Source organism: Verrucomicrobiota bacterium, from assembly GCA_039192515.1.
Classification (GTDB): domain Bacteria; phylum Verrucomicrobiota; class Verrucomicrobiia; order Methylacidiphilales; family JBCCWR01; genus JBCCWR01.
Map to the genome: position 1 here is coordinate 1 of JBCCXA010000037.1, position 19,327 is coordinate 19,327.

19 protein-coding genes are annotated in these 19,327 nt (G+C 41.7%); 7 read left to right on the forward strand and 12 right to left on the reverse strand.

Features of this window, described 5'->3' with window-relative positions:
- Nucleotides 1–1,468: hypothetical protein (locus AAGA18_13340; GenBank protein MEM9446322.1), on the forward strand; the 1,468-nt coding region annotated here is incomplete at its 5' end.
- Between the two features lie 19 nt (nt 1,469–1,487).
- On the opposite strand, the gene AAGA18_13345 is transcribed toward AAGA18_13340, so the two are convergent.
- The 8 genes from AAGA18_13345 to AAGA18_13380 all read right to left on the reverse strand — a co-directional run bounded on the left by AAGA18_13345 (nt 1,488) and on the right by AAGA18_13380 (nt 6,708).
- On the reverse strand, nt 1,488–1,943 hold the full coding sequence (locus tag AAGA18_13345) for a tRNA (cytidine(34)-2'-O)-methyltransferase (protein ID MEM9446323.1): 456 nt from the start codon (nt 1,941–1,943) through the stop codon (nt 1,488–1,490).
- 8 nt (nt 1,944–1,951) lie between these two features.
- The gene (locus AAGA18_13350) at nt 1,952–3,145 is read right to left on the reverse strand and encodes a DegT/DnrJ/EryC1/StrS family aminotransferase (protein MEM9446324.1); all 1,194 of its coding nucleotides are present in this window, start codon (nt 3,143–3,145) and stop codon (nt 1,952–1,954) included.
- 61 nt (nt 3,146–3,206) lie between these two features.
- Nucleotides 3,207–3,593, reverse strand: coding sequence for a PIN domain-containing protein (locus AAGA18_13355; protein MEM9446325.1), 387 nt, complete (start codon nt 3,591–3,593; stop codon nt 3,207–3,209).
- 23 nt (nt 3,594–3,616) lie between these two features.
- Nucleotides 3,617–3,850, reverse strand: coding sequence for a type II toxin-antitoxin system prevent-host-death family antitoxin (locus AAGA18_13360; protein MEM9446326.1), 234 nt, complete (start codon nt 3,848–3,850; stop codon nt 3,617–3,619).
- A gap of 60 nt (nt 3,851–3,910) precedes the next feature.
- On the reverse strand, nt 3,911–4,669 hold the full coding sequence (gene truA, locus AAGA18_13365) for a tRNA pseudouridine(38-40) synthase TruA (protein MEM9446327.1): 759 nt from the start codon (nt 4,667–4,669) through the stop codon (nt 3,911–3,913).
- Between the two features lies 1 nt (nt 4,670).
- Nucleotides 4,671–5,102 carry a Holliday junction resolvase RuvX gene (ruvX, locus tag AAGA18_13370; protein MEM9446328.1) on the reverse strand — a complete coding sequence of 144 codons (432 nt, stop codon included), beginning with the start codon at nt 5,100–5,102 and terminating at the stop codon, nt 4,671–4,673.
- Between the two features lie 6 nt (nt 5,103–5,108).
- Nucleotides 5,109–5,906, reverse strand: coding sequence for a tryptophan synthase subunit alpha (gene trpA / locus AAGA18_13375; GenBank protein ID MEM9446329.1), 798 nt, complete (start codon nt 5,904–5,906; stop codon nt 5,109–5,111).
- A 61-nt stretch (nt 5,907–5,967) separates the two neighbouring features.
- Nucleotides 5,968–6,708, reverse strand: a complete 741-nt coding sequence (locus tag AAGA18_13380) for a type III pantothenate kinase (protein MEM9446330.1) — start codon at nt 6,706–6,708, stop codon at nt 5,968–5,970.
- Nucleotides 6,709–6,799: 91 nt separating this feature from the next.
- Here AAGA18_13380 and AAGA18_13385 point away from each other — a divergent pair, with 91 nt between their 5' ends.
- The gene (locus AAGA18_13385; protein ID MEM9446331.1) at nt 6,800–8,353 is read left to right on the forward strand and encodes a sulfatase; all 1,554 of its coding nucleotides are present in this window, start codon (nt 6,800–6,802) and stop codon (nt 8,351–8,353) included.
- Nucleotides 8,354–8,362: 9 nt separating this feature from the next.
- Here the strand turns inward: AAGA18_13385 and AAGA18_13390 are convergent, their stop codons facing one another.
- Together AAGA18_13390 and AAGA18_13395 are read right to left on the reverse strand one after the other, a co-directional pair.
- Nucleotides 8,363–9,376: a biotin--[acetyl-CoA-carboxylase] ligase gene (locus AAGA18_13390; protein ID MEM9446332.1), complete on the reverse strand. Its 1,014-nt coding sequence runs from the start codon at nt 9,374–9,376 to the stop codon at nt 8,363–8,365.
- Between the two features lie 23 nt (nt 9,377–9,399).
- Complete coding sequence (locus AAGA18_13395; GenBank protein ID MEM9446333.1) at nt 9,400–10,005, reverse strand: response regulator; 606 nt, start codon at nt 10,003–10,005, stop codon at nt 9,400–9,402.
- A gap of 282 nt (nt 10,006–10,287) precedes the next feature.
- Here AAGA18_13395 and AAGA18_13400 point away from each other — a divergent pair, with 282 nt between their 5' ends.
- Together AAGA18_13400 and lnt are read left to right on the forward strand one after the other, a co-directional pair.
- Nucleotides 10,288–13,371 carry a thiamine pyrophosphate-dependent enzyme gene (locus AAGA18_13400; GenBank protein ID MEM9446334.1) on the forward strand — a complete coding sequence of 1,028 codons (3,084 nt, stop codon included), beginning with the start codon at nt 10,288–10,290 and terminating at the stop codon, nt 13,369–13,371.
- The gene (gene lnt, locus AAGA18_13405; protein MEM9446335.1) at nt 13,337–14,989 is read left to right on the forward strand and encodes an apolipoprotein N-acyltransferase; all 1,653 of its coding nucleotides are present in this window, start codon (nt 13,337–13,339) and stop codon (nt 14,987–14,989) included. The genes AAGA18_13400 and lnt overlap by 35 nt, the downstream gene beginning before the upstream one ends.
- Here lnt and larC read toward each other — a convergent pair.
- Nucleotides 14,979–16,199 (reverse strand): nickel pincer cofactor biosynthesis protein LarC, encoded by a 1,221-nt coding sequence (gene larC, locus AAGA18_13410; protein ID MEM9446336.1) that lies wholly within the window; start codon nt 16,197–16,199, stop codon nt 14,979–14,981. The genes lnt and larC overlap by 11 nt on opposite strands.
- Nucleotides 16,200–16,259: 60 nt before the next feature.
- The gene (locus AAGA18_13415; GenBank protein MEM9446337.1) at nt 16,260–16,634 is read right to left on the reverse strand and encodes an NADH-quinone oxidoreductase subunit A; all 375 of its coding nucleotides are present in this window, start codon (nt 16,632–16,634) and stop codon (nt 16,260–16,262) included.
- Nucleotides 16,635–16,736: 102 nt separating this feature from the next.
- Here AAGA18_13415 and AAGA18_13420 point away from each other — a divergent pair, with 102 nt between their 5' ends.
- The 3 genes from AAGA18_13420 to mqnE are packed head-to-tail and all read left to right on the forward strand — an operon-like array spanning nt 16,737 to nt 19,324.
- A complete protein-coding gene (locus AAGA18_13420) occupies nt 16,737–17,306 on the forward strand; it encodes a UbiX family flavin prenyltransferase (protein MEM9446338.1) in 570 nt (189 codons plus the stop codon).
- An 8-nt stretch (nt 17,307–17,314) separates the two neighbouring features.
- Nucleotides 17,315–18,202, forward strand: coding sequence for a UbiA-like polyprenyltransferase (locus AAGA18_13425; GenBank protein ID MEM9446339.1), 888 nt, complete (start codon nt 17,315–17,317; stop codon nt 18,200–18,202).
- A 6-nt stretch (nt 18,203–18,208) separates the two neighbouring features.
- Nucleotides 18,209–19,324: an aminofutalosine synthase MqnE gene (mqnE, locus tag AAGA18_13430; GenBank protein MEM9446340.1), complete on the forward strand. Its 1,116-nt coding sequence runs from the start codon at nt 18,209–18,211 to the stop codon at nt 19,322–19,324.
- Nucleotides 19,325–19,327 lie beyond the last annotated feature (3 nt).

A 19,327-nucleotide genomic window follows, 5' to 3' on the forward strand; every position in this document is an offset into this window, starting at 1 on the left:
GAAAAAGTTCAATTCTAAGTTCTCGTTTTCTAACGATAGGTATTCTATTTTTCACGATACCTCGAGAATCACTAAATTCATGGTTCCCTTGGCTATATTTCTTGTCACTGTGATTGGTAATTTTATAGTTATGAAGGATTTTCCACTATCAGCTGATGAAGCTTTAATAAAATTTCAAGCAGACTGTTATAGACAATTCAAAATAGGCGGGATATTACCTACCAATTTAGTTCCCACCCATAATATATTTTTCCTGTCCTATCAATATTACAATGAGAGTTCTACAGGATGGACTTCGCAATACCTTCCTGTTTATGCTTTTTTTTACGCAGTGCTTTCAACAGCTAATTTAGAGTTTTTGTTAGGTGCCATCATGAATTGCGTTAGCCTGGTTATGGTATGGCATATTGCCAAAATCCTTTGGCCGCAAGACAAAGAATTGCCTTGGATTTGTGTAATATTTCTAGGATCTTCATCTCAGTTTTTAATAACAGGTATGACTTATTATACGATGAATGGTCATTTAGCAATTAATCTAATATGGCTCTGGCTTTTTTTGAAAAATAAAACTTGGGCTACTCTATTGCTTCCTTGGGTAGGGGCTTTAGCTATCGGGATGCATCAACCTCACATTCACGCTCATATGGCAATCCCTTGTTTATTATTAGTTCCTTTTAAGAAGAAATGGTGGGAAACAGCGTATATTGTAATTATCTATCTTCTAGCATGCTACATTTGGTACAGCTTCTTAACTCATGTAAGGAATTCTGATCCTAATGAAATTATGAATCAGAGCTTAGGGCTGCCTAGTGCCATCTCAATTATAGTTCGCTTGATGAATGTTTTTTTACTAATTAATTGGTCGAATATTGTAGCAGGTTTATTATGCATTTATGCATTGAATAGGTATAAGAATATGCCATTCAGCATAAGGTTAATAGCACTTAGTTTTATTGTGAGTTTCTTTTTTTATCTTTTATTTCCAGGCACTGGAGGCCATGGATGGGGATCGAGATATAGTCATTGTATTTTGGGGCATATGGTTCTATTAGCAGGGTATGGATACCAACTCCTTAAAGAATTTCTTTGTCATAATTTATTAAAAAGATTTGTATGCGTATTTACTCTATTTGCTTTATTAATACAATTGCCATTAAGATGTTATCAGTCATCAAGCTTCGTAACTCCATATGCAAGGCTATTCGATCATATTTCTACACTCGATGTCGATTATGTTGGTATTAAATTTTTAGAAGGTTACTACGTCCTAGATATGGTCCGTAATGATCCGTTTTTCAGAAATAGGCCAATTTTTTTTAGATCTAATAATACTGATCTAAAAGAAAAATTAGGACTAGAAGATGAAACGGTGACTTATATTGGTGCAGAAGAATTCAAAAAATTTGGTATTCCTTTAACGGATCCTGAAGAGATCGAGAGAGTTAGAGAGATGGGTTTGATAGATTAAGTAAATAAAGGGTCGTAATTTATGCTAATTGTTTAATACCTCCACTTGCAACCATGGCAACACAGGTTGCGAGATTTAAGCTGCGAGCTTCAGGATTCGGCATGGGTATGGTGAGGCATTTTTCTTGATATTTAGCTAGAAGTGATTCTGGTAGGCCTTTGGTTTCTCGGCCAAAAATCAGGGTGTCGTCTTTTTGAAACTTAGCATGGTAATAAGACTTCTTCGTTTTTGTAGTAAATAGATAAAAGTTCTTGTTGTTATCCAATAGGTGTTTTTCATATTCATCCCAACTGGACCATTCCGTTATTTGCACCATATGCCAGTAATCCATGCCTGATCGCTTGATTGCCTTTTCATCGACTTTGAAGCCTAGTGGATGAATAAGGTGTAGATGAAGATTAAAGGCAGCACAGAGACGTGCAATGTTTCCTGTATTCGGAGGAATCTCCGGTTGGTAGAGGGTAATATTTAGCATTCAGTAAGTCAGATTTGATATTTTTTAGAGATCCACTCTTTTACTAGCTCTATGATTCTATCTTGCATGTCTGCTTTTAATTCAGGATATATAGGCAGACTTAGGACTTGATTAGCAAGTTGCTCTGAATGGCTATGTACTTCAGATGTAACAATGTCTTTGAAACATTCTTGTTGATGTAAACAAAGGGGGTAATAAATTTCGCAACCGATGTTATTGTCATTCAGTAGTGTTTTGAGTTCATCTCTATTACCATTGCCAAGTATTCGTATAGTGTATTGATTCCATACGTGTTCGCAATGGGGCATTTGTTTCGGTAATATGAGGGTGGTATGATCATTAGGGGTGTCAGTAGCACTTATAGGCGGACAGGACTGCAAAGACGAAGAAGTAATGGAAGGCAAAGAGCTTAGCTTTTCAGTGTAGTATCTAGCATTCTGTTTTCGCTGATGAGTATACTGCTTCAAATACTTAAGCTTAACCCTCAATAGTGCTGCTTGTAGTGTATCTAGCCTAAAGTTGCCTCCAATAGCGGCATGATAGTATTTGGGGTTTGATCCATGGTTACGGAGTATTCTGGCTTTGGATGCTAGCTCTGAGTCACTGGTCACTACTATACCTCCATCCCCAAGCCCACCCAGGTTCTTAGAAGGGAAAAAGCTATAGGTTCCAAAATCTCCAAAGGTACCACAGTAATGGTCTCTATACTTGGCTCCAATAGCCTGAGCCACGTCTTCAATTACATCTAGTTTATGTTCTTTTGCAATGGTCAAAATTTCATCCATAGCTGCAGATTGGCCAAATAAGTGAACTGGGATGATGGCCTTTGTTTTAGAGGTGATTTTGGTTCTTACATCATCGGGCCTAAGGTTAAAGCAAGCGGGGCATACATCAACAAAGATGGGGGTTGCACCCACACGAGAAATACAGCCAGCGGTACTAAAAAAGGTTAGTGTCGGGCAGATGACCTCGTCTCCAGGTCCAATGCCTAGTGTCATTAGGGAGAGTAGCAGTGCATCTGTTCCTGAAGAAACACCAATGGCATGTGGTACTCCGAGCATTTCAGCGACTTCTTGTTCAAAAGCCTGAACATCCGGACCCATGATAAATTTGCCTGATTGGAGAACTCGATCAAAGGCTTCTTTCAACTCTCTTTCTAGAGGAAGGTTTTGAGCATTAACATCTAAAAGAGGTATGTTCATGGTTTAGCGATTTGCGGTGCTTAGGCTAATCGTGCTTTGTATTTAATTATGAAATTAAGCCTTATTTCTTTGTCGTAAATTTTTTGATTTTAATATTAGGGATAAATTTGAAATGTTTAAAGTTTCCTGTGCAAAGTTCAGAACCTGACTCTAGGGCTGTGGCTGCTATGATGGCGTCGCCAGCTAGAAGATTATGAGAAAGTTTAAAATCTTCTATTAGAACTGAAGCTCTATCACCGACCTTCTGAGTTAAGGGCATGATGGTGAAATTAATATCTGAAATGAGACGTTTATTAAGGCGTAGTTGTTCTGCATTTTGAGAGCCCTGAAGTAATTCAAGTACACTAAATTGACTTAATGCAGGTTTATTGGTGGATGCTATAATTTTGGCGGCCTGCTTATATCCTTTTTGAAAATAGATGAGAATATCGGTGTCGAAGAGGGTCATGTAGCTATTTACCTTAATTCTGATTAGAATCTTGGTTTTCTAAGCTCTTGCATGATTTGAGGAACCGTTTTTTGTTCTTCTTGAAGCATACCAAAGGCAGGATGTTCCTCTAAGTGTTTCTTATAGGAAGGTTTTTCTATTGGAACAATATTGGCAACAGGCTTGCCATGATGGGTAAGGGTTACTAATTCTCCAGCAAGAGCAGCTTCAACTAACTTAGATAAATTTGATTTTGCTTTAAATATACCGACTTCCATTAAACATTAAGATAATTATTTATGGCTAGATGTCAATAGAAAACTGGCCAGATTTAAGATTTAGTAGAAGACTTTGTGGAGGTATAGGCCATGGGGTAAAGCTGTTGCAGGGGCTTTGGTTCTTTTTTTGTTTTCTAGGATTTTTTTGATCTCAACGGGGTCTAAGCGGCCGTGGCCCACTTTGACAAAAGCTCCTACTAGGTTTCTCACCATTCGGTAGAGAAAACCATTTCCCTGGAAGGTAATATGGATCCGAGGCCCTACTTTAGAAAATTTGATTGTCTCTATGGTACGAACGGTACTCTCTCTTTTATAGCCAGGATTACTTGTGTAGGAGGCAAAGTCATGAGTTCCTATAAGATAGGATGCTCCCATTTCCATGGCATTTACATCAAGTAAACGAGGTAAATGGAGGTAGCGGTTGATTTCAAGAGGAGGCATGATTTCGTGGTTATAAATTTTGTACAGATACTCTTTGCCAATGGCACTAAATCGAGCATGAAAGGAATTAGGGACGTAACGAATTTTTAGGATGCGAACGGCTTGCGGGAGATTGTTGTTAAGAGCCCTCAAGCATGTGAGGAGGTCAAATTTAGTGGGAGCTTTAAAAGAGGCAACTTGCCCACTGGCATGCACGCCAGTGTCAGTCCTACCGGATCCATGTAAGACGATCTTCTCGCCGGGCCAGCATTGCTTGATGGCATTTTCTATGGCAAGTTGGACGGTAGGTGCAGAGCTTTGTCGTTGCCAGCCTTGAAAAGCACTTCCATCGTAGGCAATGGTAATTTTATGGTTACGGATTTTGGGTGTTGCATTCACTTTATAAGTTAAATGGATCTTGCTGATGGGTATCAAGATAGCTTTGTAAAATGATCTGAGCTGAAGCAGAGTCGATTTTCTTTTTTTGTTTACGGCTATCTTTACCTGCTTCGTGCAATCGGCGGCTAGCTTCTACAGTGGTGAGGCGTTCATCTATCGTTTCGATAGGGACAATAATTCGTTCTTTGAGTCTAGCAGCAAAGTCATGGACTTTGGCGGCGGCTGGTCCGTAGGAACCATCCATATTGCGTGGTATTCCAATAATAATGAGACTGATTTCATATTCAGTGACAAGTTTTTTGATTTCAGCAGTGACTTTGTTGAAGGAATCGTTCGCAATCAAATCTAAAGGAGAGGCAAGCATAAGCAGTTCATCAGTGATTGCGACACCAATACGCTTGTCTCCATGATCTAATGCGAGGTATCTGCTCATGGGATATCAACAGTTTTGGTGGGTTGCTTGGGTCAAAGGCGTGACAAAATTTTCAACTTCTTGAAGCAGGTTTTGATTAGTTAGGTTTTTAGCGATTTTGTTAACGATAGCACTTCCTACGACAACGCCTTCAGCGGCTTGCGCTACGACTTGGGCTTGTTCGGGAGTGGAGATTCCAAAGCCGACGCAGATAGGAAGTTTGGTTGTTTTGCGTATTTCCTGTATCTGTTCGGTAATATTTTTGGGCAGACTGTCTTGCATACCGGTGACGCCTTCCCGAGAGACGTAGTAGATGAAACCGCTACTGGAGCTTGTGATTTTAGCAATGCGGTTTGGGGGTGTTGTTGGAGCAATCAAACTAATACGCTTGAGTGAAGTACTTTCGGGCCATTCACTCTTTGCTTCTTCTGGAGGAAAATCAAGGATAAGCGCCCCATCTACACCAGCTTTCTCAGCCTTAGCAATAAATTTCTGCAAGCCGTAATGGTAGATAGGATTGTAATAGGTAAAGAGGACAATAGGGATTTCACTCTTTTGGCGAATGGTTTGGACTGCTTGAAAGATTCCTTCAAGGGTTGTACCGCTATCCAGGGCACGCTGGCTGCCAAGTTGATTGACAATACCATCTGCTAATGGGTCGGAGAAAGGAACACCCAGCTCAATGAGGTCGCTACCCGATTTTTCAAGGGTATCCACTAACTCGGGGGTCTTATCAAGATGAGGATCCCCAGCTACTAGGTATGAAACGAAAGCCTTTCGTTTCCGTTCTTGCAGGTCTTTAAAGAGTTGGTCTATGCGATTCATTTCGATTTGTTTAAATCGTGTAAGATAATAGGTGGTGATTAGGGGAGGAGCAATTAAGAATTTATGAGGTAAGGTTGAGATTTGCAATGTAGCGAAGGCCATTTAAGGTAAGAGCAGGATCGACCTTTTGAATTTGAGTGATTTGTTGGGCTAAAGCTTCTGCTTGCCCCCCAGTGGCGATGACAGAGAATGTATTGCTCCGGAGTTCTTTTTTGATTTCCTTAAGAATTTCTTTAATCAGCCCTCTGTAACCGACAAAAGTTCCCACTCTCATAGCTTCAACAGTGCTTTTACCGACTATCTGTTTAGGTGCTTTCAGAGTTAGCTTAGGAAGCAAGGCTGTTTTTTCATGCAGATAATTTGTCATGGCGTTAAGGCCTGGAGCAATAATACCTCCAAGGTACGCTTTATCTTTAGAAATGATGTCAAAGGTGACAGCGGTTCCAAAATCTATGACCACAGCGGGAAGCTTATAATCATGGATGACAGAAACTGCATTAGCTAAGCGATCACCTCCAATGGTAGAGGGATTTGGGTATTGGATCTTAATACCTAGAGGGATACGGTGTGAGACAAATCTGTATTGGTAGGGCTTCCATATCTGTTCTATTAGTTTGGCTTTATCGGGAACCACACTAGATACAATGACTGAAGCTTTCGGGTTCTTCCGTTTTAAATTTTTCAAGAAGCTATGGGCGAGCTTGGCAGTTTCGATTCGATGGATCCCAGATAGCTTTGCTGGTGATGCGAAACAATATTTTGTCCAAGTGTTACTATTATCAATGAGGAGATATTGATTCATGAGATTTTCTAAGCTAGAAGTTCCCAGTCTGTTCTGGAAGAAGAAAGATTAATGCTTTAGGTATGGGTTTAGTTAGGTATATTCGGGTATTATGTGTCTTAGGAGTTTTGCTGGTTTTTTTCGTTTAGTAGTTATTTTAGTTTCGGCCTACTGCTTACCCGCTTATGGGGAAAAGCCATTGAACATTCTTTGGTTATACTCGGACGACCACTCACATAATGCCATCAGTGCATATGGTAGTCATTTGACCGAACTTGCTCCGACACCGAATATTGACCTAATTGCTCAGAAGGGAGTCTTGTTTAGAAACAGCTTTGTTACCAATTCTATCTGTGGTCCTGCTAGAGCAGTGGTCTTGACTGGGAAACATAGTCATATCAATGGATTTACGGCTAATGGGCAAAATTTTGATGGCAACCAGCAGACTTTTCCTAAGCTGCTGCGAAAAGCAGGCTATCAAACGGCGCTTATTGGAAAATGGCATTTAGATAGTATTCCACAAGGTTTTGATCACTGGGAGGTTCTGCCAGGGCAGGGCTACTACTATAATCCGGATTTTATTACCGAGAAGGGTGAGCACCGTGAAGAGGGCTATGTTACAGACTTGATTACGGATAAGGGAATCAACTGGATAAAAGGAAGAGACAAAGAGAAGCCTTTTATGCTCATGTTGCAGCATAAAGCACCTCATCGCGAGTGGGCCCCTGCTATACGGCATCTCAAGTTATTCGATGATGTGACTTTCCCTGAACCACCGACACTCTTTGATAATTATGAAGGAAGGGGCAGAGCAGCCAAAGAACAGGACATGACTATTGCGAAAACTATGCATCCTGGAGACCTTAAGATTAATGATGTCCTAGAGTTCAGTGATAAAATGCATTGGACTTATGAGGAAACGATTATACGTATGGAGCGTATGACTAAAGACCAGTATAAATCTTGGTGGGATGCCTATGGCCCAAAGAATAAAAAAATGATAGAGGCCAAGCTTGAGGGGAAAGATTTAGTTAGGTGGAAGTACCAACGCTATGTAAAAGATTATCTTCGGTGTATTCGAGCAGTAGATGAAAATGTAGGACGTGTCCTCGATTATTTAGAGCAGTCAGGTTTGGCGGAGAGTACTGTGGTTTTTTATTCCTCGGACCAGTCTTTTTATTTGGGGGAGCACGGTTGGTTCGACAAGCGCTTTATGTATGAGGAGTCGCTAAGAACGCCTTTACTAGCTTGTGTGCCTAATCAAACTTTTTCAGGAAGGGAAATAACCCAAATGGTGCAAAACCTCGATATGGCTCAGACTTTGTTAGAAGTTGCAGGTGTGGAGGCGCCTGGAGATATGCAGGGGAAGAGTTTATTGCCTTTATTGGAAGGGCAGTCACCCCAGGATTGGCGCGAAAGTATTTATTATCACTACCATCAGGATGTTAACACAGTGCACCATGTCCAACCCCATTATGGAGTGAGAGGAGAGCGATTTAAGCTCATTCATTTTGATAAAATAGGGGAGTGGGAATTCTATGATTTGGAAAAGGACCCCCATGAGTTGAATAGTGAATATGCTAATCCTGAGTATGCAGCAGATGTTAGCAGGATGAAAAAGGAACTAAATCGCCTCAGAGAATATTACAAAGTGCCAACTTCTTAAATCTATGCTTCATAAACTTGAGGTGTGAGTGGTGACATCACCGGAGTTGATGGTAACAATTTTGCCATTGTCGGTTCTAAGAATAAGGTGGCCATCATCGTTAATATCGAGCATTTGCCCATGGAGTTCTTCGTTTTGGTGTTTGATGGTAAGTCGTTGACCAATGCTCCTACAGTAACTGCGCCATGTTTCCAGTGTTTTAGGCCAAGGTTGGAGAAAACAGTTTTCTAATTCTTTCATGAGTTGAGTGAGGAGTTCGACTCGACGGATGGGCTTGTTGTCGTTTGCTAAGCGCAAAGAAGTAGCTTGGCCTCTTAGCTCTAAAGGGAAGTCTTCTTTAGTATGGTTTATGTTACATCCTATCCCTAAAACCAAAAACGCGGAGGCGTTAGCTTGATAAGATGTTTCGGTGAGAATGCCAGCAACTTTACAATCGTTCCATAATAAATCATTTGGCCACTTAATGTTTGTACTAATGTTCGTAGATTTTTGAATAGATCTCTGTAACGCGACAGCTGCAATGAGTGTAAGCCGATGATAGAATTCAAAGGTCCAGTGGAATTCGTCAGGACGGAAAAGAAAAGATGCCCAGAGTCCCAAATTTGCAGCAGACTCCCAGGATCTTTTTAGTCTTCCACGTCCTTGGGTTTGTGCCTCGGCTATGACAGTGGTTCCATGTCTGAGAGGAGGGCTGCTTCTATTAGCTTCTCTTAGAAGAAACTGATTTGTCGAATCTAGTGTTCTGAAAATCTGAACTCGATTAGTAAAGGTATGATACGGGAGTCTGGCTTGGAGCTCATCCCTAGTGATGACATCAGATAGCTTATTTATGTAATATCCGCGGTGCGGATGATGTTGGATATCAAAACCTATTTCTCTTAGTGCCGCTATTTCTTCATGAACAGCACTTTGATCGAGTCCCGTTTTGAGCTCGAGTTCCTTGATCGAGTAGCTTGTGTTCTTTAGAAGCTGAGATAAGATCAGTGCTCCATCCGTTAGGGTAGGAGCCTTTCTCTCTTTCAAAATGAAGTAAGTGCTCTAGTACCCTATTTCTCTTCCGCAGTTTCAGATTTACCGAGTAGGACTTCTGTAACATGTAGAAGCTTTTCTAATTTGAAGGGCTTTTGCAGAACTGTAACGGGCCCACAACCCAGGATTCTCTCCAAGCTTTCTACGGTAGAGAAACCTGTCATTATAACGACGTGGATTTTAGGATTGATCTCTATAGCCTTCTCAAAGATGTCTTCGCCAGCCATATCTGGTAGGTTCAGGTCCAGGAAGACAAGGTCGTATTCGTTAGACTGCAATTTATTGAGAGCCTCCGTCCCTGAAGCAGCAGTATCGGGTGTGTACCCTTGATTAGAGAAAGTCATTGTCAATAGGTCAGATACATTTTGCTGGTCATCGACAATTAATATCTTTTTCTCGCCAGTCTTAGCAGCGAGACTTTGACTAGCGTCGGGCTCTGCTCCGGCGTCTTCAAGCTTAAGAATTTCTTTGTCAAGGGGATCTTTTTTGATCCTCCATCTACCTCCTATTTGGATTGCTGGCAACTGACCTCGTTGAACAAGGTAATAGACTGTGGGAACCGGAATACGCAGATATTCTGCGGTTTCCTTAACTGTTAACAAATTAGCGGGTGACTGTGACATATAGTGTTTTCCAAGAAGATTAATTAGTATTTCTCATGTAGCAACCTAAATTACACATGATTTGTATAAATCAATTACTTTCTTTGACATACTTGGTAATTTACCAGTATATAAAGAAAAATTTAGTAAGTTAATATTGCTTAAGTCCATTATATTCCCGAATATATCAAAACTTCAAAGTTTGTGAATAAATTCGGCTACCTATCCTATATATGCTGGTAGCGTTTTCTTATAGAAATGCAAGAAGCATCTTTGGGTAAGGCGATTGGTTAGAAAATGAGCATGATAGCAAGCAGTTTAGAAACGAGCCAGAAGAAGCTTTTATTACAGACAATGGTAATGAGCAGAGAGAGTGATCGCAGGGAGGGTATTCTACTGCGACAGGGAAAAGGGTGGTTTCATATTGGTAGCATGGGACACGAAGCACTAGCAGCGCTTGCTTTGAGCCTAACACCCACTGATTTTTTGTTCCCACATTATCGAGATAGGGCTTTAGTGATGCAGCGTGGACTCTCGGTTTTAGAGTTGGCGAGAGGTTTTTTTGGTAAACGAGATTCCTCAAGTGGAGGCCGTCAGTTGCCCTCACATTTTAGTGATCGCTTGTTAAATATATGGAGTATGCCATCTCCTACGGGCGCAAATTTACTGCCTGCGTGTGGAACGGCATGGGGCATGAAGCTACAGGGGACTGATGATGCTGTCCTAGCTTGCGTTGGTGATTCTGGTATGCGCCAGGGAGAGTTTTACGAAGCTCTTGCTATTGCGTATGAGCTTGCTTTACCGGTAGTTTTCGTCGTAGAAGACAATCAATATGGCATCAGCACTTTTACTGGGGACTCAAATCCTTTGCGAAAAGGGATGTTTTCAAAGGACTTTTTTATAAGAGTAAATGCCAGGAAAGTAGAGGAAGTCTACAAAGTCTCGCAGGAGGCTCTAGAAAAAGCAAGAGAGGGTAGTGGGCCTACACTTCTTTGGTGTGATCTGGATCGCATTAGCAGTCATTCGAGTAGTGATGACCACCGACTCTACCGCAGCGCCGATGATATAGTGAAGATGGATCAGTTGGATCCTATGGAAGCGCTTGCTTTAGAGCTAATGGAAGAAAGCGAATTGGCGAAAGAGGAGTGGGATGATTTCAAGCGAGAATTAGCATCTAAAGTGGAACAAGATTACTGGGAGGCAGAACGTTCCAAGGATCCTCGACCAAACGAAAGTTTTGAGCAGATTCGAGCGAGACCAAGTGAAGTGGAAGAAGATCTTTTCGAACCTGAAGATGATTCATGGCGGATGATCGACACCATAAACCGCGTTTTTCAAAAAGCGCTCGAAGGGGATAGAAAGGTTGTTTTCTTTGGCGAAGATATTGAGGAACCTATGGGTGGAGTTTTTAAACTTACGGAAGGCCTTTCAGGGAAGTTCTCGGACCGGGTTTTCAATTCACCTCTGGCAGAAGCAACTATTATGGGAATGGCGAGTGGTTTGGCCTCATACGGAATGCGGCCTGTATTTGAGCTACAGTTCATCGATTTTGTAGGTCCTGCATGGAACCAATTGGTTACCAATCTTTCTATGCTGAGGTGGCGAACTTTTGGTGAATGGGTCTGCCCGGCAGTTATCTATGCTCCCTATGGTGCCTATTTGCCGGCTGGAGGACCATGGCATAGTCAGTCAAATGAAGGAAGTTTTGCACATATCCCGGGCCTTGAAATAGTTGTTCCGAGCACTCCTGAGGATGCTGCGGGGCTTATGCAAAGCGCGCTCAACAGTTCCGATCCAACCTTAGTGCTATTGCCAAAGCATTTACTCCGTCGCAAGTTCGAGTCTAAGCCTGTAAGGACAATTCCATTGGGTAAATGTAAGATTTTGCAAGAGGGAGATGAAGTGACAGTGGTAACTTGGGGAAATTGCATTGAAAAAGTCGAAGAAGCGGTTGAAAAGTTACAAGGTGCTGTTTCCGTAGAGATTATAGATCTTCGTTCTATTGTGCCTTGGGATAAGGAAGCGGTTATGAATTCGGTGAAAGGCACTGGAAGGCTACTTGTTGTGCAAGAAGATAGTCGTTCCTGCAGCATGGGGCAGTTGATCATCTGTGAAATTTCTGAAAATGCTCATTTATGGGAGCGTTTGATTGCTCCTCCTAAATTACTTTCTAGAGAAGATGTGCATATTGGATACAATCCTATCTATGAGTATGGTGTGCTTCCATCAATAGACCAAATCACCTCGGCTATATCCGAGCTTATGGGGGGCGATTCTAATGCTGAGAGATCTAAGACCAGGTTAGGTGCGGAACTAACCACAAATGGTAAAAGCCATAAAGATGTAAGCTATACCTCACCTATAAAGGTTCCTACGATAGGGGAAGGCTTAGAGGAAGCAACTGTCTTGAAGTTTTTCAAGCAGGTGGGAGATTTTGTCAAAAAAGACGAACCTATTTACCAATTAGAGACAGATAAAGCGGTAGTAGATGTGGAGTCTCCTAAGGATGGGGTTTTGGGTGAATGGAAGGTCTCAGAAAATGATGTGATATCAATAGGAGCGGTTATAGGCCATATTCAACTTCATACAGCCCTATCTCATGAAAAGGTTACTCATACCGATGAGGTAAGGGTTACAAAGCCTGCCGTACCAGTGGAATTGAAGGAAATTCCTGTAGTGGAATTAAAGGACTCTAGTGAGGACTATGATGATTTGCCGCTGACTGCACAACAAAGAGTGCTTGCTAACCGGCTCGTGCGTGGTAACAAGCTCGCCGTTCCTGCTACAGTTTTTCAGGATGTGGAGTGGGCCGCAGTACGTGAAGCTCGTAAGGGCTTCAAACAAAATCCTGAAACATCGGGGATAAGTAGCTTTGCCTTAGCAGCATGGTGCATCGTCCAAGCTGTAAAAAAATATCCAACGTTTCGTAGTTCTTTGCCCCACCAATCAGTGCTGAGAGTTTACAAGAATGTTCATTTAGGAATAGCTGTTTCTCTTCCTGGAGATGACCTAGTTACTGCGGTTGTCGAAAACGCTGATACCTATGGTCTAAAAGATTTTTCGAAAAGAATGCGCAGCCAGGTTGAGCTTGCCAGGCAAGGAGTTGATCAAGCTCGCGAAAATGTACCTTTAGTATTAACCAGTATGTCCGCATTCGATATACCACGAGCTATCCCAGTTATTGTTCCACCATCAGTGGCGACTTTATTCTTGGGAACACCTGATCCCAAATTAGAAATAAAGGATGGTGAGGTGATGAGCCATGAAGTTGTCAATTTATCTTTAACAATTGATCACCGAGTTATTAATGGAGGTGGTGCAGCTGCATTTTTAAACGAGGTGAGGGATAATCTTGAAGGGTTTGAAGCAAGGCCTGATATTCTTTAACCGACTCTTAGTGCGCTTATCGTTTTCTATTACAACTAATACAGGCCTTATCCCTTATGCTTTAGCCATTTTTTCTGGCCTTAGCTTGACCTTGGCATTTCCTCCATTTGAACAGGATTGGCTGGCATGGGTAGCACTCTTGCCTTTGGCCTTTTTGTCTGCCTATCGGAAAGTAGGGATAAAGGAGTCGTTTTGCCTTGGTGCGATTATGGGGGTGGTACATTATCTTACGAGTCTGTTTTGGTTAACAGAAGTGACATGGGTTGGATGGATCTTTTTGGCTTCTTACCTTGCGCTTTACCCTATGGTTTGGTTCTGTTTTTGGTGTCGCTTGCTAGACCCCATACCGGATAATTTTACTTCGGTTTATAATATTTCAAGGGCTTGGTTGGGAGCTAGTGCATGGGTTTGCTTAGAATGGCTAAGAGGCTGGCTCTTTACTGGTTTCCCGTGGAATAACATTGGTGTCAGTCAAGTTAAGGTTGTCGGTTTAACGCAAATTGCAGAAGTTGGCGGTGGATTGATTATTTCATGGCTGGTGGTCCAAGCTGGCTTGACTATTTGCCTAACTATTCGAAGGCTACATTTAGAAGCCACTCGCAAACAAAGGACACGTGCTCATATGGAGTTTACTTGTTCCGCTTTGCTTATCGGAATCAGCTTATCTTATGGCATGGATAAAATCTTCTCAGAAGAAGAAGTTAAGAAACAGATCACAGTCTTAGCGGTTCAGCCGGATCTTCCCCAAGATCCTTGGAAGGCAGGGGTGAGTCTAGAAGAGTCTATCGCTAAACTAGAGGTATTGACTCAAGTAGGTCTTATGCAATACCAGGGGGAAGACGAGATAGATTTAATTATTTGGCCTGAAACACCTGTTCCACATGAAATTATTTCCCATGGAGCTTTTCACGAGATGATGGTGGATCTCAATGCCCGGACGTCAAACCGCCTGTTATTAGGCTCCAATGTTAGCCTGGGTTATGATTCTTTTAACGCGGCAGTTTTATTTGAAGGGTTAGATGAGGATCCAGAATTTTACTATAAAATGCACCTTGTGCCTTTCGGTGAGTTTTTGCCTGGCAGAGATCTTATCCCTTTTTTGCGGAAATTCATTCCTATTCCTAAGGATTTTTCCTCGGGGACGGATTTAAACCCGATGGAGCTAGAGGATAAATCTATCTCCATTATTCCTCTGATATGTTTTGAGGATATCTTTTCTTATCTTGTTCGAAAAAAAGCAAACCAAGGTGGAGATCTTCTGGTTACCATTACAAATGATGGCTGGTTTAATAGATCGGCTGAGTCGAAGCAGCATCTATGGAATGCTATTTATAGAGCTATAGAAGTAAGGCGTCCCATGGTCAGAGTAGGTAACAACGGTGTTACATGTCTTATCTCAAGTAATGGTTTTATAGAAGAAAAGCTTGCAGATCCTGTATCGGGTAGCACCCACGATGCAGGTTACTTATACTTGACTGTTGAGATGCCCCCACCTGAACAAACGCTCTATATGAAATTTGGAGATTGGGTTCCTATGGTAAGCTTTATCATGTGTCTATGGTGGTTTTTGAGAGCCCTGTTAAAGGGTTATCAAATCACAAAAATCTCTAAGGAATAGACTTTGCTGAATGCCATTGGCGTATGACTTCTCGTTGGATGGTTGCCAAAGTCTTGCCGGTCTTTTGGGCAAGTTTTTGGCAATCGTCATATTCTGGAGCGACTCGAATGATTTCTCCATCTAAATAAGCTAGTTTAAGTCGAACGGTGTCGCCATCGAGTAAAGTGGTTTCAGATTCTCTATAAAGCTTCATGCGTTCTACTTTCTCAATACGTAATCCAAGGGTGCCTGTTTCTAAGAAGATGGTTTGGGCAATTTCACATTCTTTGCCAATATCCACTAAAACCTGAAGTTGGTAGGCAGGACGTGACTTCTTCATGGTGATAGGAATGAGTGCGACATCAAGTGCACCTTTTTTCATGATGAGATCGCTCAGGTAGCCCAATGTTTCGCTAGATAAGTGATCAATATTTGTTGTGATCTGGTAGATGGTATCTTCTTCTATAGTTTTGCGGGAAATTTCATTATCAGAGATTGACTGACCTAAAACAGCACGCAGAGCGTTTGGACGATTTTTTAGTTCTCTCGAACCCAGTCCGTAGCCAATAGCTTCTATGGTTAATGGAGGCATTGTTCCATACTGACTGGAGAATTCAGTAAGGATAGCTGCTCCGGTAGGGGTAATTAGTTCGTGAGGCACATCAATTTGTTGGAAGGTAATTCCTTTGAGTATTTCAAGTGTAGCAGGGGCAGGGACAGGGAAAATACCGTGAACGCATTGTATAGTTCCTTTCCCTTCATTAGGAGTAGAAGCAAATACTTTTTCGATGCCGAGTTCTTCGACTCCCCAAGCAGCGCCGAGAATATCTATAATCGAATCAATGCCGCCTACTTCATGAAAATGAATATTTTCAATCGTTTTGTTATGGATTTTAGCTTCAGCTAGGCCGATGCGCTTAAAAATATTGAAGGCTTTGCTTTTTGCAGATTCACTCATTTTAGCTTGTTCAATGATAAGCTTGATGTCCTTGAAGTGGCGCCCATGGTGATGGCTGTTTGTATTCGAACCTTGTGGGAATTGGATATCAAATTTGTAGCCTGAAACAGCGCAGCGTGTCTCGCGTTTGGCTAATAATTTAGGGTTTTCCTCTAGATTAAGAGCTTCAATGAGTTGTTGGAGTTTTTCAAGTGATAGACCTAGGTCAAGCAAGACACCTAGAAACATATCACCACTAATTCCAGAGAAACAGTCGAGGTATAAGCTTTTCACTTTGGCGCTGTGAGGATTCTTATAGTTGTTTTGGAGCGATAGGACTACGGGTTTAAAAACTTAAGGCTTGTTCCAGTCAAAGACACCTTTTTTATAAGCATACCAGTGACCTACCTCTATAATGAGAACAAAAGCGATCATGGCCCACAGGATATTTAAACTATCGCGAACCATTTCAGAAAAGCTTAAAGCCCAGGGGTACATGAATATGACTTCGATATCGAAAAGAATAAAAATCATGGCAATCAAGTAGAATTTAACAGAGAAGCGGGGAGATGAGGTTCCTTGGGCTTCTTTGCCACATTCATAGGCGGTTCCTTTTTCTTTTTGCTTAGCGCCTGCTTTACCAATAAGCATGGAAGTAATGAGACCTCCACCAGCAATAGCTAATGCAAAAGCTAATTGGATTAATACTGGTAAATACTCATCTATCACATTGTTAAAATCGGACTTTCGTGACGTATTGCAAGCGAAAAGATAGATAATCCTATATGTCTCGTTGATTCTCTCGTATTTTCTGGGATACTTAAAGGGTAAATGAAAGTAGTTGTGGCTATTACAGGGGCGAGTGGATCTTTGTATGCGAAGAGATTATTGGATGAATTAAACCCTACTGCTCATGAAGTGCACGTTGCCTTGAGCTCACATGCGAATGAGGTGGCAACAGAAGAAATTGGGGGGTTCAATTTTCCCAAAGGCCTGAAAATACATGGTGATAAGTCTATGCAGGTTCCTTTTGTTAGTGGTTCAGCTAGATTTGATGCAATGGTAGTCATGCCTTGTTCAATGGGAACATTAGGACGCATCGCTTATGGCTATTCAGATAGCACCATTTGTCGTGCTGCTGATGTTTTTTTAAAAGAGAAGAGGAAGTTAATACTAGTTCCTAGGGAGACTCCTTGGAATCTTATTCAGGCAAGGAATGTAGTGTCCGTTATGGAAGCTGGTGCAACTATCCTTCCTGCGATTCCTTCTTTCTATGGAAGGCCTCAAACAGTTGTTGAAGTAGTGGATACTGTAGTAGCTAGGGTTCTTGACCATTTAGGTTTAGAACATGAGCTTGTGAAAAGATGGAAAGAGAAAGCATCTCCTCAGGATATTAATTAAATAAACACATGGAAGCTGTAGAAGAAGTAATTGATAGGGATCGAGGCAACCTCTTGCAAAGGTTGGGCAAGTTCGTGCGTTTCTCTCATACACTCTTTGCACTGCCCTTTGCACTTGTGTCGATGCTAGTAGCTGGCCAGGGCTTTCCACCTATGAGGATTATTGTAGGCATACTGATTTGCATGGTAGCAGCGAGGACGTCAGCGATGGCTTTTAATCGCATAGTTGACTGGGACTATGATAAAGGCAACCCTCGGACAGCTGATCGTCATAAGTTAGTGACAAAACAAACTGCTACGATAGTTGTCTGGTTGTCCTCTGCGGTCTTTGTGGTGGGTGCCTGGTATCTCAATGTTTTATGCTTAGCTTTAGCACCTGTGGCTGTTGCATTGATCTTTTTCTATTCAGTGACCAAAAGGTTTACTCATTTTAGTCACTTTTTTTTAGGACTATCTTTAAGTGCAGCACCTATGGGTGCGTGGGCTGCGGTGAATGGTGAGTTATGGTCCCTGGCTCCATATATTTTAGCTTTCGGAGTGTTGCTTTGGGTTTTTGGTTTTGATCTGATTTATTCGACTATGGATGAGAAATATGATCGCTCTGCAGGTCTCTATAGTTTTCCTTCACGCTATGGAGTTCAGGCAACCCTAAAACTATCAAGAGTGCTGCATGCCTTAGCGATTCTAACATTCGCATGGTTCGGTTTTGAGGCTGGTTTATCATGGGGTTTTTGGGCAGCTTTACTGGTTTGCGCGGGAGGCTTAATTTGGGAGCACAAGCTTTCTAAAAGCGGTGATATTGGCTTAATCAATAAAGCGTTTTTCGAGGTGAATGCAATCGTAAGTTTAGCCTTTTTAGTTGGAGTATCGTTAGATATTTTTTTCCTATTAAATTAGATAAAAATGAACGGGCGTTTTGATCATTTAGTAGCGAAAGTTTTCAGTGGAAAACGAATCACTGAAGAAGACGGAGTATGGCTGTATCACCGCGCAAAGCTACATGATTTGGGTAAGCTTGCGACTCATGTTCGCAAGCAGAAAGCTGGAGATGTCGCGACTTATGTAGTCAATCGGTACTTGAATTACTCGAATGTTTGTATTTTGAACTGCCAATTTTGTGCTTTTGCCAAAAAGAAAAGGGACCCCGAGGCCTTTCAGCTCTCAATTGCGGAGATGGTGGAGAAAGCAAGAGAATCTCTAGAGCAAGGGATCACAGAAATTCATATTGTTGGGGGACTTCATCCTACATTACCGTTTTCTTATTATACTGAAATGTTATCTGAGCTTAAGAAACTTGATGAGTCTTTGCGTTTAAAAGCGTTTACAGCTATAGAGATCAGGCACTTAGCACGGCGTATACGCAAGGCAACAATCAGGCAAACTTTATCTGAGCTTCGTGAAGCTGGTCTGGATGCGCTAACTGGAGGGGGTGCGGAGATTTTTGATGCTGAAGTTCGAGATCAGATTTGCCGTGGGAAGGAATCTGCAGAAGAATGGCTGGAAGTGCATCAAACTTGGCATGAAATGGGAATGAGAAGCACCTGCACGATGTTATACGGACATGTGGAAACGATCGAACAACGCTTTAAGCATTTAGGGAAGTTACGTAAATTACAGGATAAGACAAAAGGATTTACGGCCATCGTTCCCTATGCTTTTGAGCCAGAGAATAATCAGCTAGCTCACATTCGCAGAGCTTCTGCATTAGAAGAGCTTCGAATGCTAGCACTTTGTCGCATATTTTTAGATAACTTTGATCACATCACGGGATATTGGATTAGCACGGGTTTGTCATTAGCCCAAATTGCTTTGTCATATGGTGTAGATGATTTACATGGAACAATTGAAGAGGAGAAGATTTTCCATATGGCTGGTGCGAAGACACCAGCTGCGATGACTACAGATAAGTTACAAAAAGCAATTAAGGAGTCAGGTTGGGTGCCTGCAGAAAGAGATACTTTCTATCGTGTTCTACCTGGAACAGACAAAGTTATAGATCGAGCTGCTACTATTTGTTGAAAG

Coding starts and splice junctions, on each gene's coding strand:
- AAGA18_13345 (MEM9446323.1), bottom strand. CDS start 1,943: ATGCTAAATATTACCCTCTACCAACCGGAGATTCCTCCGAATACAGGA.
- AAGA18_13350 (MEM9446324.1), bottom strand. CDS start 3,145: ATGAACATACCTCTTTTAGATGTTAATGCTCAAAACCTTCCTCTAGAA.
- AAGA18_13355 (MEM9446325.1), bottom strand. CDS start 3,593: ATGACCCTCTTCGACACCGATATTCTCATCTATTTTCAAAAAGGATAT.
- AAGA18_13360 (MEM9446326.1), bottom strand. CDS start 3,850: ATGGAAGTCGGTATATTTAAAGCAAAATCAAATTTATCTAAGTTAGTT.
- ruvX (MEM9446328.1), bottom strand. CDS start 5,102: ATGAGCAGATACCTCGCATTAGATCATGGAGACAAGCGTATTGGTGTC.
- trpA (MEM9446329.1), bottom strand. CDS start 5,906: ATGAATCGCATAGACCAACTCTTTAAAGACCTGCAAGAACGGAAACGA.
- AAGA18_13380 (MEM9446330.1), bottom strand. CDS start 6,708: ATGAATCAATATCTCCTCATTGATAATAGTAACACTTGGACAAAATAT.
- AAGA18_13385 (MEM9446331.1), top strand. CDS start 6,800: ATGTGTCTTAGGAGTTTTGCTGGTTTTTTTCGTTTAGTAGTTATTTTA.
- AAGA18_13395 (MEM9446333.1), bottom strand. CDS start 10,005: ATGTCACAGTCACCCGCTAATTTGTTAACAGTTAAGGAAACCGCAGAA.
- AAGA18_13400 (MEM9446334.1), top strand. CDS start 10,288: ATGATAGCAAGCAGTTTAGAAACGAGCCAGAAGAAGCTTTTATTACAG.
- AAGA18_13420 (MEM9446338.1), top strand. CDS start 16,737: ATGAAAGTAGTTGTGGCTATTACAGGGGCGAGTGGATCTTTGTATGCG.
- AAGA18_13425 (MEM9446339.1), top strand. CDS start 17,315: ATGGAAGCTGTAGAAGAAGTAATTGATAGGGATCGAGGCAACCTCTTG.
- mqnE (MEM9446340.1), top strand. CDS start 18,209: ATGAACGGGCGTTTTGATCATTTAGTAGCGAAAGTTTTCAGTGGAAAA.